The sequence below is a fragment of the Aeromonas rivuli genome (assembly GCF_000820045.1).
Taxonomy (GTDB): Bacteria; Pseudomonadota; Gammaproteobacteria; order Enterobacterales; family Aeromonadaceae; genus Aeromonas; species Aeromonas rivuli.
Genome location: NZ_CDBJ01000091.1, coordinates 1 through 21,998, shown reverse-complemented (window position 1 = coordinate 21,998; position 21,998 = coordinate 1). Strand labels below are relative to the sequence as shown.

General features: G+C 48.1%; 17 protein-coding genes and 6 pseudogenes. 16 read left to right on the top strand and 7 right to left on the bottom strand.

Going from position 1 to position 21,998, the window contains the following annotated elements; genetic code table 11:
• Window positions 1–115: 115 nt before the first annotated feature.
• Window positions 116–247, bottom strand: a pseudogene (locus tag BN1130_RS22740) (transposase); the annotation flags it as partial.
• 235 nt (window positions 248–482) lie between these two features.
• Here BN1130_RS22740 and istA (BN1130_RS19435) point away from each other — a divergent pair.
• Both istA (BN1130_RS19435) and istB (BN1130_RS19430) read left to right on the top strand, forming a co-directional pair.
• Window positions 483–1,496, top strand: a complete 1,014-nt coding sequence (gene istA / locus BN1130_RS19435) for an IS21-like element ISAri1 family transposase (protein ID WP_042044076.1) — start codon at window positions 483–485, stop codon at window positions 1,494–1,496.
• Window positions 1,493–2,263, top strand: a complete 771-nt coding sequence (gene istB, locus BN1130_RS19430; protein ID WP_042044074.1) for an IS21-like element ISAri1 family helper ATPase IstB — start codon at window positions 1,493–1,495, stop codon at window positions 2,261–2,263. The genes istA (BN1130_RS19435) and istB (BN1130_RS19430) overlap by 4 nt, the downstream gene beginning before the upstream one ends.
• A gap of 52 nt (window positions 2,264–2,315) precedes the next feature.
• Here the strand turns inward: istB (BN1130_RS19430) and BN1130_RS19425 are convergent, their stop codons facing one another.
• The gene (locus BN1130_RS19425) at window positions 2,316–3,221 is read right to left on the bottom strand and encodes an IS5-like element ISAs4 family transposase (RefSeq protein ID WP_042044073.1); all 906 of its coding nucleotides are present in this window, start codon (window positions 3,219–3,221) and stop codon (window positions 2,316–2,318) included.
• A 90-nt stretch (window positions 3,222–3,311) separates the two neighbouring features.
• On the opposite strand from BN1130_RS19425, the pseudogene istA (BN1130_RS19420) reads away from it, so the two are divergent.
• Window positions 3,312–4,367 (top strand): annotated as a pseudogene (gene istA, locus BN1130_RS19420) (IS21-like element ISAs29 family transposase); the annotation flags it as partial.
• A 14-nt stretch (window positions 4,368–4,381) separates the two neighbouring features.
• Entirely contained in the window at window positions 4,382–5,137 is a 756-nt protein-coding gene (gene istB / locus BN1130_RS19415) for an IS21-like element ISAs29 family helper ATPase IstB (RefSeq protein ID WP_042044071.1), read from the top strand.
• An 82-nt stretch (window positions 5,138–5,219) separates the two neighbouring features.
• Here istB (BN1130_RS19415) and BN1130_RS21935 read toward each other — a convergent pair.
• Window positions 5,220–5,590, bottom strand: a pseudogene (locus tag BN1130_RS21935) (transposase); the annotation flags it as partial.
• 153 nt (window positions 5,591–5,743) lie between these two features.
• A complete protein-coding gene (locus BN1130_RS21930; RefSeq protein WP_503089940.1) occupies window positions 5,744–7,153 on the bottom strand; it encodes an EAL domain-containing protein in 1,410 nt (469 codons plus the stop codon).
• Window positions 7,154–7,552: 399 nt separating this feature from the next.
• On the opposite strand from BN1130_RS21930, the pseudogene BN1130_RS19400 reads away from it, so the two are divergent.
• A pseudogene (locus tag BN1130_RS19400) lies at window positions 7,553–7,918 on the top strand (IS110 family transposase); the annotation flags it as partial.
• Window positions 7,919–7,956: 38 nt separating this feature from the next.
• On the opposite strand, the pseudogene BN1130_RS21925 reads toward BN1130_RS19400, so the two are convergent.
• The 3 genes and pseudogenes from BN1130_RS21925 to BN1130_RS19375 form a co-directional block, all read right to left on the bottom strand.
• Window positions 7,957–9,160, bottom strand: a pseudogene (locus tag BN1130_RS21925) (IS3 family transposase).
• A gap of 87 nt (window positions 9,161–9,247) precedes the next feature.
• A pseudogene (locus BN1130_RS19380) lies at window positions 9,248–9,948 on the bottom strand (IS5 family transposase); the annotation flags it as partial.
• Window positions 9,949–10,154: 206 nt separating this feature from the next.
• Window positions 10,155–10,373 carry a hypothetical protein gene (locus tag BN1130_RS19375; RefSeq protein WP_042044064.1) on the bottom strand — a complete coding sequence of 73 codons (219 nt, stop codon included), beginning with the start codon at window positions 10,371–10,373 and terminating at the stop codon, window positions 10,155–10,157.
• A gap of 88 nt (window positions 10,374–10,461) precedes the next feature.
• Here BN1130_RS19375 and BN1130_RS19370 point away from each other — a divergent pair, with 88 nt between their 5' ends.
• The 11 genes from BN1130_RS19370 to BN1130_RS19350 all read left to right on the top strand — a co-directional run.
• A complete protein-coding gene (locus BN1130_RS19370) occupies window positions 10,462–10,893 on the top strand; it encodes a hypothetical protein (protein WP_157014113.1) in 432 nt (143 codons plus the stop codon).
• Window positions 10,890–11,369 carry a signal peptidase I gene (lepB, locus tag BN1130_RS21920; protein WP_084218265.1) on the top strand — a complete coding sequence of 160 codons (480 nt, stop codon included), beginning with the start codon at window positions 10,890–10,892 and terminating at the stop codon, window positions 11,367–11,369. The genes BN1130_RS19370 and lepB overlap by 4 nt, the downstream gene beginning before the upstream one ends.
• The gene (gene traW / locus BN1130_RS19365) at window positions 11,329–11,937 is read left to right on the top strand and encodes a type-F conjugative transfer system protein TraW (protein WP_042044061.1); all 609 of its coding nucleotides are present in this window, start codon (window positions 11,329–11,331) and stop codon (window positions 11,935–11,937) included. The genes lepB and traW overlap by 41 nt, the downstream gene beginning before the upstream one ends.
• The gene (gene traU / locus BN1130_RS23205) at window positions 11,934–12,944 is read left to right on the top strand and encodes a conjugal transfer pilus assembly protein TraU (RefSeq protein ID WP_084218264.1); all 1,011 of its coding nucleotides are present in this window, start codon (window positions 11,934–11,936) and stop codon (window positions 12,942–12,944) included. The genes traW and traU overlap by 4 nt, the downstream gene beginning before the upstream one ends.
• A gap of 10 nt (window positions 12,945–12,954) precedes the next feature.
• The gene (gene trbC / locus BN1130_RS21910; RefSeq protein WP_084218263.1) at window positions 12,955–13,878 is read left to right on the top strand and encodes a type-F conjugative transfer system pilin assembly protein TrbC; all 924 of its coding nucleotides are present in this window, start codon (window positions 12,955–12,957) and stop codon (window positions 13,876–13,878) included.
• Window positions 13,879–13,880: 2 nt separating this feature from the next.
• Window positions 13,881–15,065, top strand: coding sequence for a hypothetical protein (locus BN1130_RS22455; RefSeq protein WP_157014112.1), 1,185 nt, complete (start codon window positions 13,881–13,883; stop codon window positions 15,063–15,065).
• Window position 15,066: 1 nt separating this feature from the next.
• Entirely contained in the window at window positions 15,067–16,665 is a 1,599-nt protein-coding gene (locus BN1130_RS21905) for a conjugal transfer protein TraN (RefSeq protein WP_084218262.1), read from the top strand.
• Window positions 16,666–16,748: 83 nt separating this feature from the next.
• On the top strand, window positions 16,749–17,615 hold the full coding sequence (traF, locus tag BN1130_RS21900) for a conjugal transfer protein TraF (RefSeq protein WP_084218261.1): 867 nt from the start codon (window positions 16,749–16,751) through the stop codon (window positions 17,613–17,615).
• A 1-nt stretch (window position 17,616) separates the two neighbouring features.
• A complete protein-coding gene (gene traF, locus BN1130_RS21895; RefSeq protein ID WP_084218260.1) occupies window positions 17,617–18,009 on the top strand; it encodes a conjugal transfer protein TraF in 393 nt (130 codons plus the stop codon).
• Entirely contained in the window at window positions 18,006–19,403 is a 1,398-nt protein-coding gene (locus tag BN1130_RS19355; RefSeq protein WP_042044058.1) for a conjugal transfer protein TraH, read from the top strand. The genes traF (BN1130_RS21895) and BN1130_RS19355 overlap by 4 nt, the downstream gene beginning before the upstream one ends.
• 8 nt (window positions 19,404–19,411) lie before the next feature.
• On the top strand, window positions 19,412–21,998 hold a 2,587-nt coding region (locus tag BN1130_RS19350), incomplete at its 3' end, for a conjugal transfer protein TraG N-terminal domain-containing protein (protein WP_042044057.1).

Sequence of the window (21,998 nt, the reverse complement as noted above, 5' to 3'; positions counted from 1 at the left end):
GTGAAGTGCTGCGACTGCGGCTGGAAGCTGACCTCTCTGTTCGCCAAATCAGTATCTGTACCAAGGTCAGTGTCGGCTCCATCCAGAAACTCCTCAAAAGTGCCCAGGCGCTCGGCCTTACCTGGCCCTTACCTACCGAGCTTGATGATGGCCGACTGGCTTCGGGGACAGAGTATCCCTGGTCGAGTACCAGGGATGCGGCTTCGAGTTTGAATTCAGCAGTAAATGAGCGACGTAATCTTGTCATTGAACACCTCTGATCTTGGTGGCGACTGTACCACCTAAAATGGTGTCCGGGAGGCGTTGTTTCCCAAATCAGCCAGTAAGTCATGACTCCCCCAGCCCCAAGTGACTGCTACACTCGGGGCTTTCTGACAGGTAAGCCAAGGGTGTTCATGTCACCGCCGATGTAAAAATGACCCACTAACGCCGGAGCAAAATTGACCCACCTGGACCAAAATCGTGGCTTTTGAGCCGCCTCCATGTTGACCCAGGAGTTATCAGTGGAAATCAGAGTATTGGCCCGTCAGGGTATGACCATCCGAGCTATCGCCCATCAATTACGGGTGTCCCGTAACACGGTGCGCAAGTATCTGCGCACCCCGTGCCAGCCAATCTATCCCAGACGAGCTGCCCGCCAGACCAAGCTCGACCCCTTTAAACCCTATTTGCAAGCGCGTATTCAGGCTGCGAAGCCACACTGGATCCCGGCGACGGTTCTGCTCAGGGAACTGCGAGAGCATGGCTACACTGGCGGGCTCTCCCAGCTCAAGGCCTGGTTATCTCCTCAGCGCCATGACTCCCCTGGCACTGTCGTCCGTTTTGAAACGGCACCCGGTAAACAGATGCAGGTCGATTTCACTATCATCCGCCGAGGCAGTCGTCCCCTGAAGGCCTTTGTGGCGACCCTAGGATTTAGTCGCGCCAGCTATGTTCGCTTCTTCGATCACGAACGTAATGATGCCTGGCTGACCGGGCTGCGTGAGGCTTGTCATTTCTTCGGTGGGGTTCCGCTGGAGGTGCTATTTGATAATGCCAGCACCATTATTCGCGAGCGGGATGCCTATGGTGAAGGTGATCATCGTTGGCACCCGGCCTTACTCGCTCTGGCCGAAGAGTTCGGTTTTACTCCCCGCGTCTGCCGTCCCTACCGGGCCCAGACCAAAGGCAAGGTCGAGCGCTTCAACGGCTACCTCAAGCGCAGTTTTGTCACACCACTGGCAGCCACCCTTAAGCAGGCTGGACTGGCGCTGGATGTGTCAACCGCCAATGCCCACATCGGCCCCTGGCTGCATGACATAGCCAACCAGCGTTGCCATGGCACCACCGGCGAGGTCCCGGCTATCCGATTGCAGCAAGAGCGGCCTCATTTTCTACCTCTGCCACAGGCGCTACCCGTTAGTCCCGGCACCACGGCCACTGCGCGCCCCATGCCGCTGGAGAGCTTGCAGCATCCGCTATCGGTATACCAAGACCTGCTGGAGGTGAACGTATGAACTTGCAGCATGAACGCCTGATGGCCCTGAGTCAGGCGCTGCGCTTGGAAGGGATTGCTGCCCAGTGGTCAGCACTAGCTCAGAAGGCGGCCAACGAGGAGGCGAGCTTCGCCGATTATCTGGAGTGGTTGCTGCACGCAGAACAGACCTTGAGGACCGAGCGCACCCGCCAGACTTTGCTCAAACTGGCCACCTTACCCGTGGTCAAAACGCTGGAGCAGTACGACTTCGGCTTTGCCAGTGGCGCACCTCGCAGTCAGTTGCAGGAATTGGCCAGCTTGGCCTTTATCGAGCGTAGCGAAAACATAGTGCTGCTTGGCCCAAGCGGAGTGGGAAAGACACATCTTGCCATCGCGCTGGCCTATAGGGCTCTGATGGCTGGCATCAAGACCAGATTTATCAGCGCAGCAGACCTGATGTTGCAGTTGCAAGCAGCTCAGCGACAGGAGCGGCTTAATTCCTACTTCAGCCGTGTCGTGATGGGGCCGCGTTTACTGGTGATCGATGAGATAGGCTACTTGCCGTTTGGACGTGAGGAAGCAAACCTGTTTTTCAATGTGATCGCCAAACGCTATGAGAAAGGGAGCCTGATCCTGACAAGCAATCTGCCATTTAGCCAGTGGGCCAGTGCCTTTGCCGACGATCAGACACTGACGGCAGCCATGCTCGATAGGCTACTACATCATGCGCACATCGTTCAGATCAGCGGTGAAAGCTATCGTTTGAAAGATAAACGCAAGGCGGGAGTCACCCCCAAAACCAATTAACCCCACGTCTGGGTGGATCAATTTTCAACCGGCGAAACTTACCTCCTGTGGGTCAATTTTCAGTCGGCGTTGACATGTTCAGTTTGTTTATCGCGCTCACATACGCCATCACTTCTCCCACTTGACCATTGTATTTTCGCAGGGTGATTTGGCCTGCCATTAACTGTTTGAACCGGAACATCGCTGTCTCTGCCAGCGAACGACGGTGATACCCCGATATCTTCTTCCAGTGCGCCAGCCCTTCCTTGCGCATCACCTGCACCGCCTCATTTCTCGGATGGCCCTTTTTCCATAGCCCTGCGTTCTTGCGAGGCGGGATACACGCCGTCGCCCCTTTACGCGTAATCAACCGATGGCTGGCTTTGCTGTCATAGGCGCCATCCGCGTAAACACGCCCCAGCTTGCGACGCAGAGGATTGAGCAAGGTCGGCAACACCTCAGCGTCATGCACATTCTCCAGCGACACTTCTGCCGCCACGATATCGTGAGTCATGGGATCTACCGCCAGATGCAACTTACGCCAGACTCGACGTTTCTCAGCGCCGTGTTTTCTGACTTTCCACTCGCCTTCACCAAACACTTTCAGACCTGTCGAGTCGATAACCAGGTCGGTAATGCGCCCCTTGGGGGGCTGCCGATAGGCCACCTTCACTGTGCGTGCGCGCTTGCTGACACAGCTGTAGTCCGGGGCACACAGCGGCACATTCATCAGCTCGAACAGGGAGTCGAGTAGCCCCTGAGTGGCTCGCAGCGTGAGGCTGAAAATCCCTTTGAGCATCAGAAAGGTACAGATGCTCTGGTCGGTGTAGAGCTGACTGCGTCCCCGTTTTCCGTGATGGTCTTGGTGAAACCAGTTATCCATGGCCTCGGCATCAACCCAGAAAGTGAGAGAGCCACGGTTGATCAAAGACCTGTTGTATTGAGGCCAATTGGTGATGGGGTGAAGCGACGTGCCCATGATGCAGACTTGAAGAGGGTGGTGGTGATCAGATCACCGCGCCCTCAGTTAGTTCCATTCAAGCTGCATCAATTTGGGCAACAACGCCGTGAGGTCCGTCAGGCACAAGTCTTTGTCGCCGTGCTCGGTGCGTCCAACTACACCTTTGCCGAGGCCACCTGGTCCCAGTCACTGCCGGACTGGCTGCAAAGCCATGTCCGTGCCTTTGAGTTTTTCGGCGGGACACCGGTACTGCTGATCCCCGACAACCTCAAGAGCGGTGTCAGCAAGGCTTGCCGATACGATCCCGAGCTCAACCCCAGCTACCAGCAGTTGGCCGAGCACTATCAGGTGGCGGTGATGCCAGCTCGCCCTTACAAGCCTAAGGACAAAGCCAAGGCCGAGGTGGGTGTGCAGATCGTCGAGCGCTGGATCCTGGCTCGTCTACGCCATCAGACCTTCTTCTCGCTTGCCGAGCTAAACCAGTGCATCCGGGCTTTGTTGAATGAGCTCAACGAGCGCCCGTTCAAGCAGCTGCCCGGTAACCGACGCGAGGCGTTTGAGCAGTTGGACCGCCCGGCACTGGGGTCACTACCGGTGCATCCCTATCGCTATGTCGCCATCAAAACGGTCAAGGTCAACATCGACTATCACGTCAGCTATGAGCAGCACCATTACTCGGTGCCGCACCAGTATGTGGGTCAGCAACTGGAGCTCCATGCGGGCGATACCCTGCTTCAGGTCTATCACCAGCAACAGCTGGTCGCGAGCCATCCGCGTAAAACCATCCCGGGGATGAGCACACTCCCTGAGCACATGCCGGAACGTCACAGCAAGCAGCAACGCTGGACGCCAGGGCGTCTTAAGCAGTGGGCTGCCGACATCGGACCGGGCACCTTGTGCTGGGTTAGCGAACGGCTGGCAGAGAAAGCCCATGCCGAGCAGGCATACCGACTCTGCCTGGGACTGCTGAGTCTTAGCCGGGAGTACCCGCCATCACGGGTCGAAGCCTGTTGCCAGCTGGCCAACCGGGAAGGACTGGTGCGGCTCAAGCAGCTCAAGTCGGTGCTGACCAGTGGCCGCGACCAACTGCCCGCAAGTCCGCTCAGTTATCCAGAACTGCCGCAAGAGCACGAGAACATCCGCGGCCCCCAGAGCTTCCACTAAAGAGGATACGTCCCATGACCCAACAAACGCTGACCCGCTTGAGACACCTGAAACTGACCGGCATGGCGGATGCCGTGCAACAACAACTGGAACAGGCAAGTACCTACGAAGGGCTGCCCTTCATCGAGCGGCTAAGCCTGCTGGTCGAACACGAACAACTGAGCCGGGAGCAGCGTAAACAAGCTCGGCTGATCAAGCAGGCAAGGCTCAAACTCCAGGCCACGGTGCAAGAGGTGGACTACCAGTCTGCACGCAACCTGGAGCGGTCACAGGTGGCAAACCTGGCCCAAGGAGAGTGGCTGCGCCGGGGCCAGAACCTGCTCATTACCGGCCCCTGTGGCTGCGGAAAAACCTACCTAGCCTGTGCGCTGGGCTACCAAGCCTGTCAGCAGGGGCACAGCACTCGTTACTACCGGCTGCCGCGTCTGCTACTTGAGCTGAGCCAGGCCAAGGTAGATGGCAGTTACGCCAGACTGCTGGGTCAACTGGCAAGGATAGAGCTGCTGGTCCTCGATGACTGGGGACTGGAAGCGGTGAATGCCGAGCAGCGCAACGCCCTGCTGGAGATCATGGATGATCGGTATGGGAAATACTCGACGGTCGTGGTCAGTCAGCTGCCAACGGAAGAGTGGTACGCGAGCTTGGGGGACAACACTCTGGCAGATGCGATCCTGGACCGGCTGATGCACAACGCTCACCGGCTGTCACTGAAGGGAGAATCGATGAGAAAGAGGAGAAGTGAGTTGACCCAATCTGAACACTCGAGTTAGAAACGGGGTGACGTGAGCGCGTTAAGGATCAGGGTGTTCACGTTGGCCGGAATGGCTGTTCAACTTCGCCGGAATACGCACTTCTGTCTGTCGGGTTACGGCCTGTTTCCTAGCCTCCCGGGGGTTGGCTACGCTCGCTCCATCGAGGCTTGCTCTACTCCAGTCAATGTGGCCAGCTTGATGCAGCTGGGTCAGCAGCGCTACGTGAAGTCGCTGCCAGATACCTTGAGCTTGCCAATCGCGTAGGCGACGCCAGCACGTCATTCCGCTGCCAAAACCCAGAGACTGGGGTAAGTCCTCCCACGGGATCCCAGTAGTAAGGACAAACAGAATACCGTTGAGAACGGCATAGTCATCGAGGCGTGGACGGCCACCCCGTGGCGAAGGCTGTTGAGGTGGCAAAAGTGGCTGCAAGGATTTACATAGCTGGTTACTGATGATTTTTCGTATCATGCCTGCTATGTGGGGATTGGCATCGTTCGAATCGACTTGGTTTTGTTAGCAACTCTTAATCAACAACGCCGCAATGTTCCTAACCCAAATGTTTATTGGTGCCTTCCTAAAAAACAGAAACGTGCGCAACCATCATTAAAAAATGGTGGTGTGTCAAAAACCATATTTCAATAGTTTTAATAATCCATCAAACGACACAGGAGCTGAATAATAATAACCTTGAATCAACGTTATGCCTTTTGACTTTAAATATTCTACTTGAGGTTTTGTTTCAACACCTTCAGCTATTACTTCATAGTTATGCTCATGTGCCATTGATATGATCGACTCCAAAATATTCTTTTTGATATCTGATGTATCTATAGTATCGATAAACATTTTATCTATTTTTATGGAGTCCACATTTATTGTTTGCAAGTACGAGAAGCCTCCATACCCCACACCAAAGTCATCGATTTTTATTGAATGACCTAATAACTTAAGGTTATCTACATATTTCGCCACATCAAATAAGTCATGCAATGGTTGCCTTTCCGTGATCTCGAATGAGATCCCATCACTTAAATCTTTAATGCTTTTCATATACTCCAAGAGGACATTGTTACTAAAATGCCCTGCACCAATATTAATGCTAAACCATAAAGGGTCTTGATATTTTATCTTAGATTTGTCTTTACACACTTGGTCTATTAGCTGTGTCGTTAACTTCAACAACATTCCGGTGTCTGCCTCGACATCACTAATAAATGATGATGGTGGGATTATTCGCCCATTAGGTAATTGCCAGCGAACAAGTACTTCCACTCCAACAATTTTATTGCCACTAGAATCCACAATCGGTTGATAATAAGGAATGAATTCATTAAGTTTTAGAGCTCTCGCAATACTTTCTTGATGGCTAATAGGCCTCCTTACAATCAGGTAGAATGTTATCGAAAAAATGCCACCTAATAAAATAGAAATCGAATAAATGTATCGTACATACCAATTTGATATAAATTTAAATAATTTTTTCGTAGCAGTCACGGTTATGTCTAGATGCTGAGTAGATAACTCACCACTGTCAACAAATGTATTATCTGCATCATCCCCTTTCCTAATTGAAACATAACTTTTATTGATATGTGAAAGCATCCTTACAGTAAAACAATTCTCACAAACAGTAGATAGCAACGGCTCTATCCAAGCATTATTCAATATAGCATAAAGTATCCCCTTACTGGATTTAAATAAAATCACATACTCATTACCAGCAGAAGGTGTCGGTAGAATATAATAGCCATTAGCATAATTTTTCAATGCATTATCAAATACCTCACGATTCCCACCGACTCCACTAGAGGAACAATTAATCTTGTTAGTGGCAATTCCGATCATTCTAATGTACAGAGTGTAGTACTTAGGATTGCGAAGATAAGCGATATCATTGGCATCACATGTGTAATTAATCTTTTTCGGTAAAGATTTAAACATGCTTTCAACTGCCAGCTCTCGTGAGTGAGCGAAGTCAGATAATTTCTCTGACATATAGCTTGTCATTTCCTCTGCCATGTAATTTTTCATTAACGATTGAAACATTAATGCAAAAGAAGGTGGCAATATAAATAACAAACATGATAAAAACAAAAAGTAGGGCTTCATATAACACCACCTGATAGAGATGAACGTTCCTATAAACTATCATCGTAAGTCTTAAAAAGACTTACGTTATGTTTGTAATAAATACAAGGCTAGATGAAAAATTCTCTATTAGCTATCCGATCTTGAAATTGTAATTTTTTTATTAATCGTAGTGTTAATGGCTCCTAGATGGAGCTCACCTCACCTTGTAATCAGTCGAGTAGAGGGCTTGAGAAGGCAGTTAATGGGCGTTGTTAATGGGATGATCGCCCCTACCCAAAACGGCATCTGAAGTGCCAAAGTGGCGAATGTACGTTCCCACTGATGAGAGAGGCGACCACAATGAAGGCTACGACAATCGGCATAGATTTGGCAAAAGAGGTATTCCAGGTTCACGGGGTGGACGAGCACGGTAAGCGGTTGTTCAACAAGCAACTCAATCGTTCACAAATAGTGCCAATATTCCACCCTACTTGATCGGCATGGAGGCCTGTGCCTCTGCCCACTTCTGGGCCAATAAGCTGCAAGGGCTGGGACATACCGTCAAACGGATGGCACCCCAGTTCGTCAAGCCCTATGTCAAAACCAACAAGCATGATGCTGCTGATGCAGAAGCTATCTGCGAAGCCGTCACCCGACCAAATATGCGGTTTGTGCCTATGTCCTGAGCAGCAAGGCGTTCTGGCACTTCATCGGAGCCGCCAGGGATTGGATTTGACCCCATAGATCCAGACACTTTTTCCCGCCTAGGGTTGTGATACCCGGCTGCGCAAAAATTCCCGGGGTGAACGGTATCCCAAGGCGCTGTGCGGGTGGTGTTCGTTATAATGCTCAAACGCGATGGCCTAGTTGCCTACCGCTGTTCGGCTATCTGGTTTCGGCATCATCTCGATATAGTCTCGCTTCATCGTCTTTACGAAGCTCTCCGTTATCCCGTTGCTCTGTGGGCTTCTCACCGCAGTCGTTCTGGGCTCCAACCCGATTTCTCGGGCAAACGAGCGGGTCTCATGAGCTCGATATACCGAGCCATTATCAGTCAGCCACTCCGCCGGTGATGCCGGCAACGAATCCCCGAAGCGACGTTCGACAGACCTCAGCATGACATCTTGCACCGTGTCACTGTCGCAACCCCCGGTACTGGCAGCCCAGTCCAAGGTTTCCCTGTCACAGCAGTCCATGGCGAACGTGACCCGTAGTTTTGCACCGTTATCGCAGCGAAACTCGAAGCCATCTGAGCACCAACGTCGATTGCTCTCTTTGACGGCAACACGCCCTTTATATGCCCGCAGGGTCAATGGTGCAGCCGGTTTTCTTTCCAGCAGCAGGCCATGATCGCGCATGACGCGATATACCCGTTTGGCGTTTACCACAGGCTATCGTGTTGCCTCTGACTGACGCCGTAACAGCGCCCAGACTCGGCGATAGCCATAGGAGGGAAGCTCAGCCATCGCCTCCATGATCCGGCCAAGTAAGGCTGCATCATCATGCAGGCGATGATGACGACCATCTTGCCAACCTGGTTTTCGATGAACACGAACGGATAGCTGCGCACGCGATACATTGAGGGCCTGGCTCACAGCACTTAATCGTCGTCTCCCGGCAACAAGGGCGCATGCGCAATCCATTTTTTTGCTCGACCATACTCCACGGCTTCTTTGAGGATCTCGTTCTCCATAGTCTTCTTCCCGAGCAGACGCTGGAGCTCTCGGATCTGCTTGATGGCAGCAGCCAACTCTGAGGCTGGAACCACATCCTCACCGGCGGTGATCGCCGTGAGAGACCCTTCCTGGAATTGCTTACGCCATTTTAAAAGCTGGTTGGCATTGATGTCGTGCAAGCGAGCGACATGAGAGACGGTAATACCGGGCTCAAAGGCCTGCTGCACAGTGGCGATTTTAATTGTGGAGACCTGCATCGACAATACTCAGTTCCGGATAACACTGCGACCATCTTCTCGTTGCGACTAGTACTGAACATAGTTCCAAGACTACCTCTTAAGTTAAGAGGGGCGAAGTGTCTGGATCTTCAAGGGGCCAATCTACGAATCACCAGCACCACGTCATTTCTTGCGTGTCCTTTTTCCATAACCCCGCGCTTTTGCGAGGCGGGATACAGGCTGTTGTCCCTTTGCGCAAGATAAGTTAATGGCTGGCTTTGCTGTCGTAGGCGCCATCCGCATAAACACGCCCCAGTTTGCGCCGCAGTGGATTGAGCCGAGTCGACAACACCTCGATATCATGAACATTCTCCAGCGAGATTTCCACCGCCACTATATCGTGAGTGGCTGGGTCTACTGCTGCGCCACACTCGCCGCTTCTCGGCGCCGTGTTTTCTGACCTTCCACTCGCCTTCACCAAATACCTTCAGCCCGGTTGAGTCGACAACCAAATCGGTAATACGTCCTTTGGGGGCTGTCGATAAGCCACCGTCACCGTGCGGGCCAGTTTGCTTACACAACTGTAATCGGGGGCACAAAGCGGTATGTTCATCAACTCGAACAGGGAGTCGAGTAGTCCCTGAGTGGCCCGTAGAGTGAGGTTAAAAATTCCCTTGAGCATTAGGAAGGTACAGATGGTCTGGTCGGAGTAGAGCTGACTGCGGCCCCGGCGCCCATGATGGTCGTGGTGGAACCAGTTATCCATGGCGCCTGCATCAACCCAGAAGGTGAGGGAACCACGGTTAATCAAAGACTTGTTGTATTGAGGCCAGTTGGTGATGGGATGAAGCGACGTGCCCATGATGCAGACTTGAAGGGGATGGTGGTGATCAGATCACCGAGCCGTCAGTTAGTTCCATTCAAGCTGTATTGATTTGGGAAACAACGCCGCGGTAGATGCCGCCCGTATGCCGGGCGGGTCGCAGTTCAAATGCGGGGAGAGACTGCAACGATATGCACACAGGTAGAATGCATATCGTTGCAGGCAATTTGCCTGCAACAGAAGTTTCAGTCTTTCAAATACTTGAACTCTTGACTTGATTGATCACCGGCTGCTTTGGCTTCATCCAACCGCTCATGGTGTTTCACACCTGAATAAGCACTCCACAGAAGCAGTAAAAGACCCAGCACACCAACAACCCACCGCCACTTCTTCTCACGCAAGAATGAGGTCTTCTCACCATATGCCTGCCAGAAGCGCGCGAAGTTGGAATCATCCTTTCTCACAGTTCCTCCTTAATTACCCTTGCATTGAAACGCGATGCAACGATAATACCATTATCGACACATGCAAAGCTATATCGAGGTGTTTATCATGGCATTATCTGCACACATCAAGCCAATCACGAAGTATGTCTCATCACCTGTTGTGAGAGGGGCCGCATTTGGGTTAGTCGCAGCCATTTCAACCGTTTGTGCATATCACCAGATCTGCTTCAAACCAAGAGTCGAGACTCTGGAAGCTTCACAGCAACGTCTCGTAACAGTCGATATCACAGGCTTAGTTCGTGAGAAAGCAGCAGGTTTAGCACTTCGAAAGGATGAAAACCTTGATGACCAGGGGGCCGCTAAGATTGCAGAACTGCAAACTTACAACGACAGGGTCCAACATGCTATCGACGCCTTCAACAACGCCAATGGTGGGAATATTGTTGTTCTACCGCAGCAGGCAGTAGCATCTCGAATTGAAGATATTACACCTATTATTAGAAATATAATCGAGGCTCAGGTAGGGGATAAAAAATGAAGTCTCGAAACGCAGGACAGTTTCTAATTTTTATTGGCGCTGCATCAGTACTCTTTTCCTCTGTATGGGTAACGAACTTTGGTGTTATAAATAGAAATATAACGCAAAGCTTGCCAAACTCGTATTTTTACATTTCATATAGAACAGTGATTAGCGAACGATATCAATATGTTCAATTCTGGACTCGAAACGATAAATTTTTCGGAACCCTAAAATTTACTAAGCAAGTGATGGGGCTACCCGGGGACAAAATAATCGTTAAAAACCATGAGGTTTGGATAAACGGTTTGTATGTCGGGAATATAAAAAGTCACACTCAAAATGGCCTTCCACTTGAGCCTATACAATCTGGGGTGATACCGCCTGATTATTACTATGTTGCAGGAAAACACCCAGACAGCTATGACAGTCGCTACAATTCACTCGGACTAATCCATGAAGATCAAATTATTGGCCGTGCTTATCCTATTTTCTGACCTTTGCTTCGCGAAAAACTTCGGACTGCAAGGTACAACTTACCCTATCATGGAAGAAGATCTATTGACGGTAATAAATAGAGAACTTCTGCACCTGGAGCAGACCGGAAAGCTTAAAGAACTGAATGAGCAATTTTCAAAAAATGCTCTTGAGACAGCGCAACGGCCAAAGCCCGTGAATGGCATAATAAGAACTATTGAACCAAGCCAAAGACGCATAGACCCATCACAGACACTAGATACCGATGCGATCTTACCAAGTGGTCAAGTGATTGCACGGGCTGGTAGCAGAATAAATCCATTCGATAGAATGACCCTTACAAAGCACCTTATTTTCATTAATGGTGATGATGCCGAACAAGTTGAGTGGGCCATAGAGTACTCAAAAAAACACCGTTCCAAGATTGTACTGACACAGGGGGAGCCATTTAAGTTAGCGAAGAAAAACTCTTTACAGTTTTATTTCGACCAATCTGGCTTCCTCACAACCAGATGGAATATACAGCAGGTACCTGCAGTAGTAAGGCAAGAAGGAAGGATTCTTCTCATAGAAGAGATTAAAATATGAAGAAAACTATACTCATAATAATCGCACTGCTTTCATTTAATAGCTATGGTGATATCCCAACCTCAGGTGATACATGTACGGGGCGGTTCCCAAATCCGATCACTGATATTTGCTGGTCCTGCATATTCCCCATCACTATCGGCTCAGCCCAAATTGTCTCAGGTAAACAACCTGATTCTCCAAACCCGTCCAGCCCGGTCTGTTACTGTCCCCTGCCGTACCCTCCGTATATTAGGGTAGGTATTAACATCGGGTTTTGGGAACCTGTGAGAATGGTCGATGTCACTCGGAAGCCAGGATGTTTCGTCAATCTTGGAGGCAAGCAAGTTGATATCGGGCTTGATAATGGACAGGGTCGCACAAGAGGGGGGGATAGCGCTTATGCAGGCGCAACATATCAAGCGCATTGGTATGTATACCCACTCACATACTTATTAAATATTATTATTGACTCAACATGCAAGGATTCTCAGGGGTTCGATCTCGCATATATGACAGAGGTTGACCCACTATGGATGGATGATGAACTGACGTTTTTAATAAACCCTGAAGGCACTCTCTTTGCCAATCCGGTAGCTCAAGCTGTTTGTGCAGCGGACTGTGTCTCATCAACCCTTGGGCTCCCGCTAGATCCTCTATTTTGGTGCAGTGGATGCCGTGGTTCTGTGTACCCATTAGATGGCAATATCGACGCTCATCATGGCGGAGTTGATTCATCGTTACTCACTGCCGAACGCATGATCTACAAGCTTCATAGGCAAGGTATTCTATGGGGCTCAATGGGTGATGCTGGCCTATGTGGATCATACCCAATGCCTGTCTGGCGGAAGAGCCAATATAGAACACAAATGCTCTTCCCTATTCCATCTACGGGCGGCCCTTTTGGTTGCAACCCAATTGGCAGGTCAAGTGTTTTATATGAAACGGCCAGAGAATTCCCAGTCAAAGGTGAGCATTTCGGTTGGTTAATTTGGCGAAAACGTAATTGCTGCGCAAGCGCTTGGTAAGGAACATAACATGAATAAGTTTACACTCTTTTTTATTATTTCATTCAGCTTCAATACTTTTGCTGCCAATCCAGTACAGGATGCTAATGAAACACTTAATTCGTCAAAGTCAATTCCCCTTGAAAACTTGGATGCCGCTGATGCATTTAAGCATGGTCAAGGCATTATCGATAGCGAGGAGACCATAAATGGACTGATTGACTCAAAGCTGAGGTCTCATATTGAGAATACTCATAAGGATGTAAATTTATTAATGCCACAGCTCCAAGAGGATATATCTGCTTGGGTTGAAAAATCCAAGGCAAACAGAGCTGAAGCACAGTCTTTAATCGATAGTGTAAGGGAAAATCAAAAGTCATCCGAATTATCAAATTCATCAATTAATGCTACGAAAGATTCGGTTGATATTGGAGAGATGGTGCGACGATATGGGTCTGCAAGTGCGTCGATGATAAAAGGTGAAGCTCCACGAGAATCAATACCATCGTTACTGGTGTTTGTATCGCTGTCGATGCCAGTAGAGATGCTTGAGCTCTATGGAAAGCAGGCCTCTGCCGCAGGTGGTGTTTTGGTAATTCGAGGGTTAGTTGGAAACTCCATGCGCCAAACAGTTGCAGCACTGCAATCCTTAGTTGATACTACTGGCGCTGAAACACTAGTCGATCCAACGCTTTATCAGCGATTCAAGGTATCTAGAGTTCCCACCATTATTCTGACTGATGGGGTCTTGTCTCCCTGCTCACCTGAAGAACAGAACTGCGACGCAGCCACGCCTGTATATGACCAAGTTGCTGGAAATGTCACATTGGAGTATGCATTAAGTTTATTCTCCTCATCCGGCCAGTCTTCTGAACGAGCGATTAAACACCTAGTTCCGTTACAGCAGAGTTTTGTTGAGCAAGCAACGCAATCTACAGCTGACAGCAAGGAGTGATAATGAAAAGCTCGTTGCTAATCTATCTATTTTTTTCATTTTCAGTTGTTGCGGGCCCTGTTGATGATCACAAACCGTTCGCGAAAGAAATTAATAACAATGCAACCGACAGTATAAAAACAGGGGATCCATGGAATGTTCCAAACTATGAAGAACCACATCCAAACTATAATCACCTAATGAATAACAGTGAACAATTAAAACAAGAAGGGGCTGCAGCTACAAGTAATAGCGAGGCAGCTCAAGTCATTTACGGTTTACCCAAGAGAGACACATCATTTAAAGATGACACGTGGTTTAAGAATGCACAAAATATAGAAAAGAACCCTGATAATGTATTAGATCTCAGCGGTGAAGAGAGCCAGTGCACTACAACAACTATACCAGGTGAGAAGTATGTGGAAAATGTGAGCTGTATAGATGCAGAAACGTCAGTCGAGAAATCTTGCAGTGAAGGTGTTGTAGTTGAAGTGGATGCAGATTATGACTATCAATGTAATAAGACACGGGAGAGTGAAGGAAAATCTTGCGCAGTAGGCCGAATTATAAATGTTACGAAAACCAATCGTTATCGTTGCACCAAAACTCAGATTTTCACAGAAGAAACTTGTGAACAATGGTGGGAAATAATTCCTAGCAACACGACAGCGTGTGATTATGGATGGGATAAATCTGGTAACATTTGTGTACGGCCAGCGAATATAACTTGCCCTGCTGGAGAATCACTGAATGGAGCAGGCCAGTGTGTTGCGACAGTGAAAACTGCAGCAACTCCCGTTTGTTCTGCTGGAAGTTACAATGGAAGTACCAGAATGTGTGACGTGCCTATCAAAGACGTTCCGATGCCGCATGGTAATTGCCCAATACTTCCAAATTTCGGCCCCTTGAAGCGCGTTGTATATTCTGGAGCTGGATACTGGATCTGTACTTATGGTGGAGCCGCCATTGATCCTTCTTATGTCTGTTCTGCTGGTGAAACACTATCGAATAGTGAATGCGTTCGCCAAGTTACACATCCAGCTAACAAACAGTGCCCAGCTGAAAGTCAATTACTGGTAAACGGATGCAATAGCTCAGGCTGCGCCTCGGGGACAATTGCTGACAATCTATGCGGCAAGGCTGCAGCCAACACTGCACCGACAATGAAATGGCATGATAACTGTGCAGAGAAGGGAATAGGTAATTAGTATGAAAGCAATACTATTAGTCCTACTAGCTTTACTTTCCATTGAATACGCTGATGCCAAAAGCTGTAGGCTTTACAGCAGAGTTTGCTCTGAACCCGGAGGGAATAAAAACATTGGCGGCCATAATGTTTACCAAGATTGCTGGCGATACTCGTTGAAATACTTGTGCAAAACAGACACTTTTCAAGATTCTTGCCTTGGGATTTCTTCTTCAGGAACGTGCAAACTTGAGTCATCAACATGCACTAAAACTTCCTTGTTTGGTGATTGTGAAATTAGTACTAGCGTTTATAAATGTGGTCAAACACAAACCACCTCCTCTGGCATTACTGAACTTCCTCCTGAATACACAACAACTCAGGACAGCATTGATTATTCTCAGTGTGCTGCCATAACCGACAATCCGACATGCAAAGAGTCATCAAATATATGTACTGAGGGCGCTGGCTCAAAAGTGATAAATGGTCTAACAATTTATAAGGAATGCTGGAAGTGGTCAAAATCGTATACTTGCAAAGGTAGTAACTTCACTGACACTTGCAAGCCGTTACAAGGTATTTGTGAGGTCAAGGCTCAAAAATGCACTGAAATGGGAGAGGACGGTGTATGTAACAATCAGCAATTCGTATATGACTGTGATGAACTCCATGATGCTACAGGCATTAAACTGATTGACAGCAACTGGACTATAACAAAAGATATAGTCGATCATTCCCAGTGCAATGAACTTCAAAATCAATGCTATTTAAAGGATAACATATGCACTGAGCAAGGCGGTACAAAGATAATTAACGGTTTGCCTGTAACTAAAGACTGCTGGCGATATGAAAAGCAATATGTATGTGGGTCTGGTAACAACGTATCTACATGTAAAGATGTAGATAAGAACAAATGTACTTTGGAAAAAAAGGACTGCATAACCTCATCAGATAATGGGAAATGTGCAGCTTGGTCATATCAATATAAATGCGAAGTTCAAGGGAAAGATACAACTGTTGAAAATTGTTCAACAAAAACATATTGCATTAATGGAGACTGCTTTGATACGGGGTACGAACCGAATTCAGACTTTGGTGTTGCTATCGCATATTTAAATGGTGCCCTACAAGCCGGGGTTGAAGCAGACAAAAATAAGATCGATATATTTACTGGAACCAAAGAAACCTGCAGCCTTTATGCTGCAAGCTCCGTCAATTGTTGTAAGGATGATGGTTGGGCCAATGGCGCGATGGGTGGATGTGACGATGCAGATAAGCGCTTGATCGAGAGACGCAAGCTCAAGCTTGTTCACTATGTTGGCACTTATTGTGCCAAGAAGATCCCCGTTATTGGAACTTGCATAAAGACATCTCAATCATTCTGCGCATACGATTCTATGTTGAGCCGTATCATCCAGGAAGGCGCTAGGCCGCAGCTTGGAATGAGTTGGGGATCTGCAGAAAGCCCTACTTGTTCAGGCATGACACCAGAGCAACTTCAGGATGTGGACTTTACATTGATAAACTTCCAAGAGTATATCGATACGCTCACTGCTGATATCCCGTCCAACGAAGAACTGCAGCAAAAAGTGCAAGACCGTGTCATTGAGATGACCAAATAGGATTATCGAAACTCCAACATTAGTTTTTGTGCGTCGATAATAGTATTATTGACCCTAGTCGGCTAACTGCTTCTAGGGTCACTATGACGATCATCAATTCATGTACAACTGCGTTGCTTTGCAGTACTGCAATTCTCTTTCATGCTCCCGCCCACGCTGGAAACTGGACGACGCCTCAGCCTGAGTCACTATGTGTTCTAGAGCACGGTTGGGCTTGGAACTGCCAACCGGTTCCCAGTGCCCCGGAACAAGCCCCCAAAAAGCACCATGTCGCTCAGCCTAAGCCTACATTTTCAGCCCCCCCTGAAGATTTAAGTGATCCTCTGGTCAGGCTGAAGAAGCTTCAGGAAGATGAAGCCAGGGCAACTGCACTTGCAACCCTTGAACCGACGGAGGAGAACATTGCCAATCTTAGGCGTAATCACATAACCCCAAATCTAGAACGAGCCACGCTTTTCCGAGACGTCTACGAACGTCTATCGTGGACGAACCCAGAGTTTGATTATACAAACAAACGGCCAGTTGGGACTTTAGCCAAGCGTGAATGGGAGACCGAACGGCAGACCAAATTTGCTCAGGTCATGCAATCCCTGAATACCCGATATGGTATTTTTTTCATATATGACACTGAGGTTCCGAGCTCAGCTGCATATGCACCAATTGTTTCCGACTTTGCCAACAAATGGGGAATTCAAATTCAGGCTATATCCCGAAGTAGGAAGGCTTTACCCACATGGCCTGGTGAATGGAAGCAAGATGTTAGTGGGAAATTTCAAAAAAGAATTGGTGTGGCCAGCCACCCAGCCCCACTTCTTGTACTCTTCGAGCGCCCCTCTCCTAAATCCCCCAAAGGTTCTGCATTCTCAATAGGGAGCGGCATATTGGCCCATGATGAAATTGAAAAACGTATATTTAGACTAACAGCAGTTGCACCTGGAGAGGATTTCTAAAATGAGGGTAGCATTATTATTTCTACTTGCCACTTTCCCCTTTGTTGCTAACGCCTCTGCTGATTCTGGGCGATATTGGGGGATTTTTGTTTTTGAAAGTACATGCACCGCGTGTGTCGCTATAGCTAACCAAGTTCACGATTTTTCAGAAAGAACTGGGATTGAAGTACAAGCTGTCAGTAGAGATGGCAAGCCCTTAATTACCTGGAATTCAAATTGGACACCTGACAGAAATGGCACACTCTGGAGATTAGGAGTTCGCCCCGAGGATCCAACTCCACAGGTTTTTATAATGGATACAACAGACAAAAAAATTCATCGTATTTCATTTGGATATAGCGATATTGAAAATTTGGTCAATCAATTCGAATCAATTAGGAGTAGCGCTAAATGAAACTGAGCAAGCTGGCGATCATGTCAATTGTTGCGTTCTCTTCGGTGTCATTTGCCGGCATTAAAGATGATATGAACAACTTCTTTGACGGGACTGTCAACTATACATCTCCCGATGCCGTTAATGGTCAGATGGGTGGTTATTATAACGGGGGTAGTTTCCAAGCCAGGGTACCTGTACGAAACGTCAACATGGCAACTGTAAATTTACCCAAGTTTGGCGGCGGGTGTTCGGGTATAGACAGTTTTTTTGGCGCCTTTTCTATGGTCTCCAGTGAGCAATTAACCGCTTTGGCCAAAGCTATTGCTCAGAATGGTGGATCATTTGCATTTGACTTGGCATTAAGCACATTGAGTCCTGTCATTGCAGAAAAAGTTCAACAGCTGCGCGAGCTTGTAAATATGCTCAACCAGTTCCAAATCAACAGCTGTGAACAAGCTACTGCAGCAGTTGCTGCAATGTGGCCATGGGCGAGCAATGAAGGTGCGCAATCAGCAGTATGCAAGAGCTTAGGGCGTCGCCGGGGGTTGTTCACAGACGCAGCAGCAGAACGATATCAATGCGATAACCGTTCCCAAGCACCTTCTATAGCAAACCAGGCAAATTCAGACTCTGAATTCAAAGACGTTGTCACACTTAACAGCAATCTAGTGTGGAAGGCGTTTATGAGAAATGGTCTTTTTACATCTGATAAGTCAACTGCACAGACAGTTATGACTCTTACGGGTACTGTAATTAACAAGAACAGCGGAGCTCGCCCGGAAGTAAAGATTTTCTCTCCACGGTTTAACAACCCTGCTGATTTTAAAGCCCTTCTCGAAGGAGGGAAAATCGAAGGTTCACTGTCTTGTGATGAGCTATCCGATTGTCTTTCGCCGACAGATAGTACTGTTACTACAATATCCGCATCAGAGAGCTTTGCTGGTAAAATTAAGGACCACCTCGTTAGCATGAGAAATAAAGCCGTCTCCGGTGATTCGCTGTCCAATGCAGAAAAGAATCTCATATCGGCAACTACAATCCCCGTGTATAAGATGTTGCTTGTCGATGCTGCCTATAATCGTGGTACGGGCAGCACTGCATATGACTACGACTCGCTAGCTCAAATGGTCGCTGTGGATGTTCTCTATAACTATCTTGAAGACCTCATTGGTACTGTCCGAAGGACCGTTAATACACAGTTTGCCGCAACAAATGAGCCCAAAGTACGCCAGTGGGCTGATGATCTTCAACAGGACCTCACTATTCTTCACCTCAGAAAAGCCGAAGCGTCAGCTAAGACCTCTCGGTCGTTTGATGTGATGCAGAAAACAATGCAACTCGAAAAATATTTGGCAAGCAGGACAGGGTCCCAGATCAACTCTGTTTTCACTTTCGCTCAAGCTCTTAAATAGAGGTATCTATGTACGAAATACTTACTGTTGGAGGTGGGGATGAGCTGGTCAGGGTACTTAATGCTGTTGTTATGACAGCAGGCCAGAGCTCATTTTCGACACTTGCAAAGTTGGCATTAGTCTTTGGCTTGATTAGTTCGCTTGCATTCATTGCAATACAATCACAGGCCTGGACGAATTTTATTAAATACTTCATCGGAGCATTCCTGTTTTTTAATATTATCGTTGTACCCAAGACAACCGTCTATGTTACTGATGTTGCAAATCCCGCTGTCACGGGTATCAAGGTTGATAATGTTCCATATGGGCTTGCTTATATAATTTCAACTGCGATGTCGGTAGATTATACGTATGGCAGAGCCGTTGACATGGCCTTCTCCCTGCCAACGGACCTTAGATATTCCGAATCTGGCGTGTTATTAGGAAACACCATCATAAAGCAATCATCTCAGGTAGTTGTTGGAAATGTTCGCACGGCAAAAAATATGCGTTCCTTCCTTCAAAACTGCGTTATTTTTGATTTGCAGATTGGCAAATTTACTTATGAGGACTTATTCAAAGCACCTGACTTATGGGGGTTCATTACATCAAAGGAGAACTCTGTCAAAAGTCGAATGTATGATCATAATGGCGCAATGGAAACTTGTGCCGCAGGAACAGTAAAGCTATCAACCGAACTCAACGGAGAGGTAGACTCCGCGCTTCAACAACTATCCAAATTTATTTATCCTGGCCGCACGAGCACAGCAGCAAAACAGCAGCTGGTCAATGTAATTCCTGTTGCATATGAAACCCTCGTCGGCATATCTGTTCAAGCAGAGGATGTCGTCAAGCAGGGCATGGTTGCAAATTTAATGCTTGATGCAGCCCAGGAATATACCGCAAGTACCGATGCCGATGCTGCTAGTCGCGCTTTTTCCGAAGCAAGAATGCAATTGACTACACGACAAACTCTTATGATGTCTAGCATGCAGGCCTCCACTTGGATTGGATACCAAAAGACTGTTTGGTTACTTATACTGACAGGGGCTTTTATTATTACAGCTCCTCTTGCTCTGCTTCCAGGCGGGATTAAAAAGTTCATTGTTACTTATGTTGCTGGATTCTTCTGGTTGTCATCCTGGGGAATGATGTATGCCATTTTGAATAGCATTATGTATAGCAAAGGTGCTGCCGAATTCCAGTCGGCGGGAGCATCTATTTCCATGATGAGTATGATTGGCCACAAGGTTGTTTCTGAGAACCTTGCCATGACTGCAGCATCTATGATCGACAAGGTACCTTGGATGGCAGCAGCCTTTACTGGCCTGATGGGTGGGCTGGGTATGGGGGTATCCAATCTTGTTTCCCAACAGATGCAAATTGCTGGTGCTGTCGCTAAGGACATGGCTGACGGCAATATAAGTTTGGGTAATACCAATGCCGGCAACCACAGCTGGAATAACCAGAGCGCTAATAAACTCGATCTGTCCAGGCGCATGGTGGGGCCAGGTAACATGCTCGAGGTCTCCAGTAATGGTGTCGAAGTCAGTACTCATGCTGATGGCTCAAAGTCCCTCAAAGCGCCAGAAACTACCGGGGCTGTCAACGTTCAAGCAACGGAGCAAATTGGGGCAGCGCTAACCTCTGAAGCCAGCCGTTATAAAGAGCAAGGTACTAGCCTTGTAAATGAAGGTGTAAGAACCCAGTCTAAAGTCACTTCAAACGTGATGGAGACAATGTGGTCGAAATATAGCGATAGTTCCGATGCAAATTCTACTCGCGACTCTCAAACGCAGTCAGCAAGTAAGGCTGCTAGTAAAGTTAAAAGCATTGTGGAAAAAGCAACGGAAGGTATGAATATATCTGAAAGAGACCGTGCTGAACTCATTGGCATGGTTTCTGTTGGAATGAAAACACCTGGTTGGAGCCCAGTAAGCCTCGCTGCCAATCTACAGGTACAAGGCAGTCACGGTCGCGATATTTCTCGGATGAGAGATGTTGCGACTGAACTTGCAAAAAATAAGGAGTTTAGAAGCTCTTTGGAGGAGGTAGTTTCATTTGCCAAAGAACGTAATTTAACCCTTTCGTCAGGCTCCCATAACTCTCAAACTGGCAGTACTCGCGAAGCGTATGAAACCTCAGATCAACAGATTCAACGAGGTTCTGAGCAAATCAGCCAGGGGGAACGTCTTTCTCAAGCTGCTGAGCGATTCAAGCGTGCAGATACCAGTGTTCAAGCAAACTTGAACGATGCATTTGTCAATTGGCTCAAAGATACGGGTAAAAGCGATCAGCAGGTCACTGAGCTGTTCTCACCTAAGCGTGTTGCAGAACTGCAAATGTATGCTGCAACCTTTGCCGATCAATATGCTCAACAACAGGTCAATAGTCTGCTCGGGAAGCAACATCCGGGACTTCCTGCAGCACCAAGCTCCCTATCAACAGCCTCTTATCCTCCCCCTGCGCCGGGTAGTTTTGGGGTAAACAATGGGGATCAATCAGGGTTGCGGCCTCAGACCACCGAGCGCGCCCCTGTTGTACCCGCCAACGGTCAGCCGCAGCCGATGGCCACTGACACACCGCAGCTACGCACCGAGCAACTCGCCGCGCCCC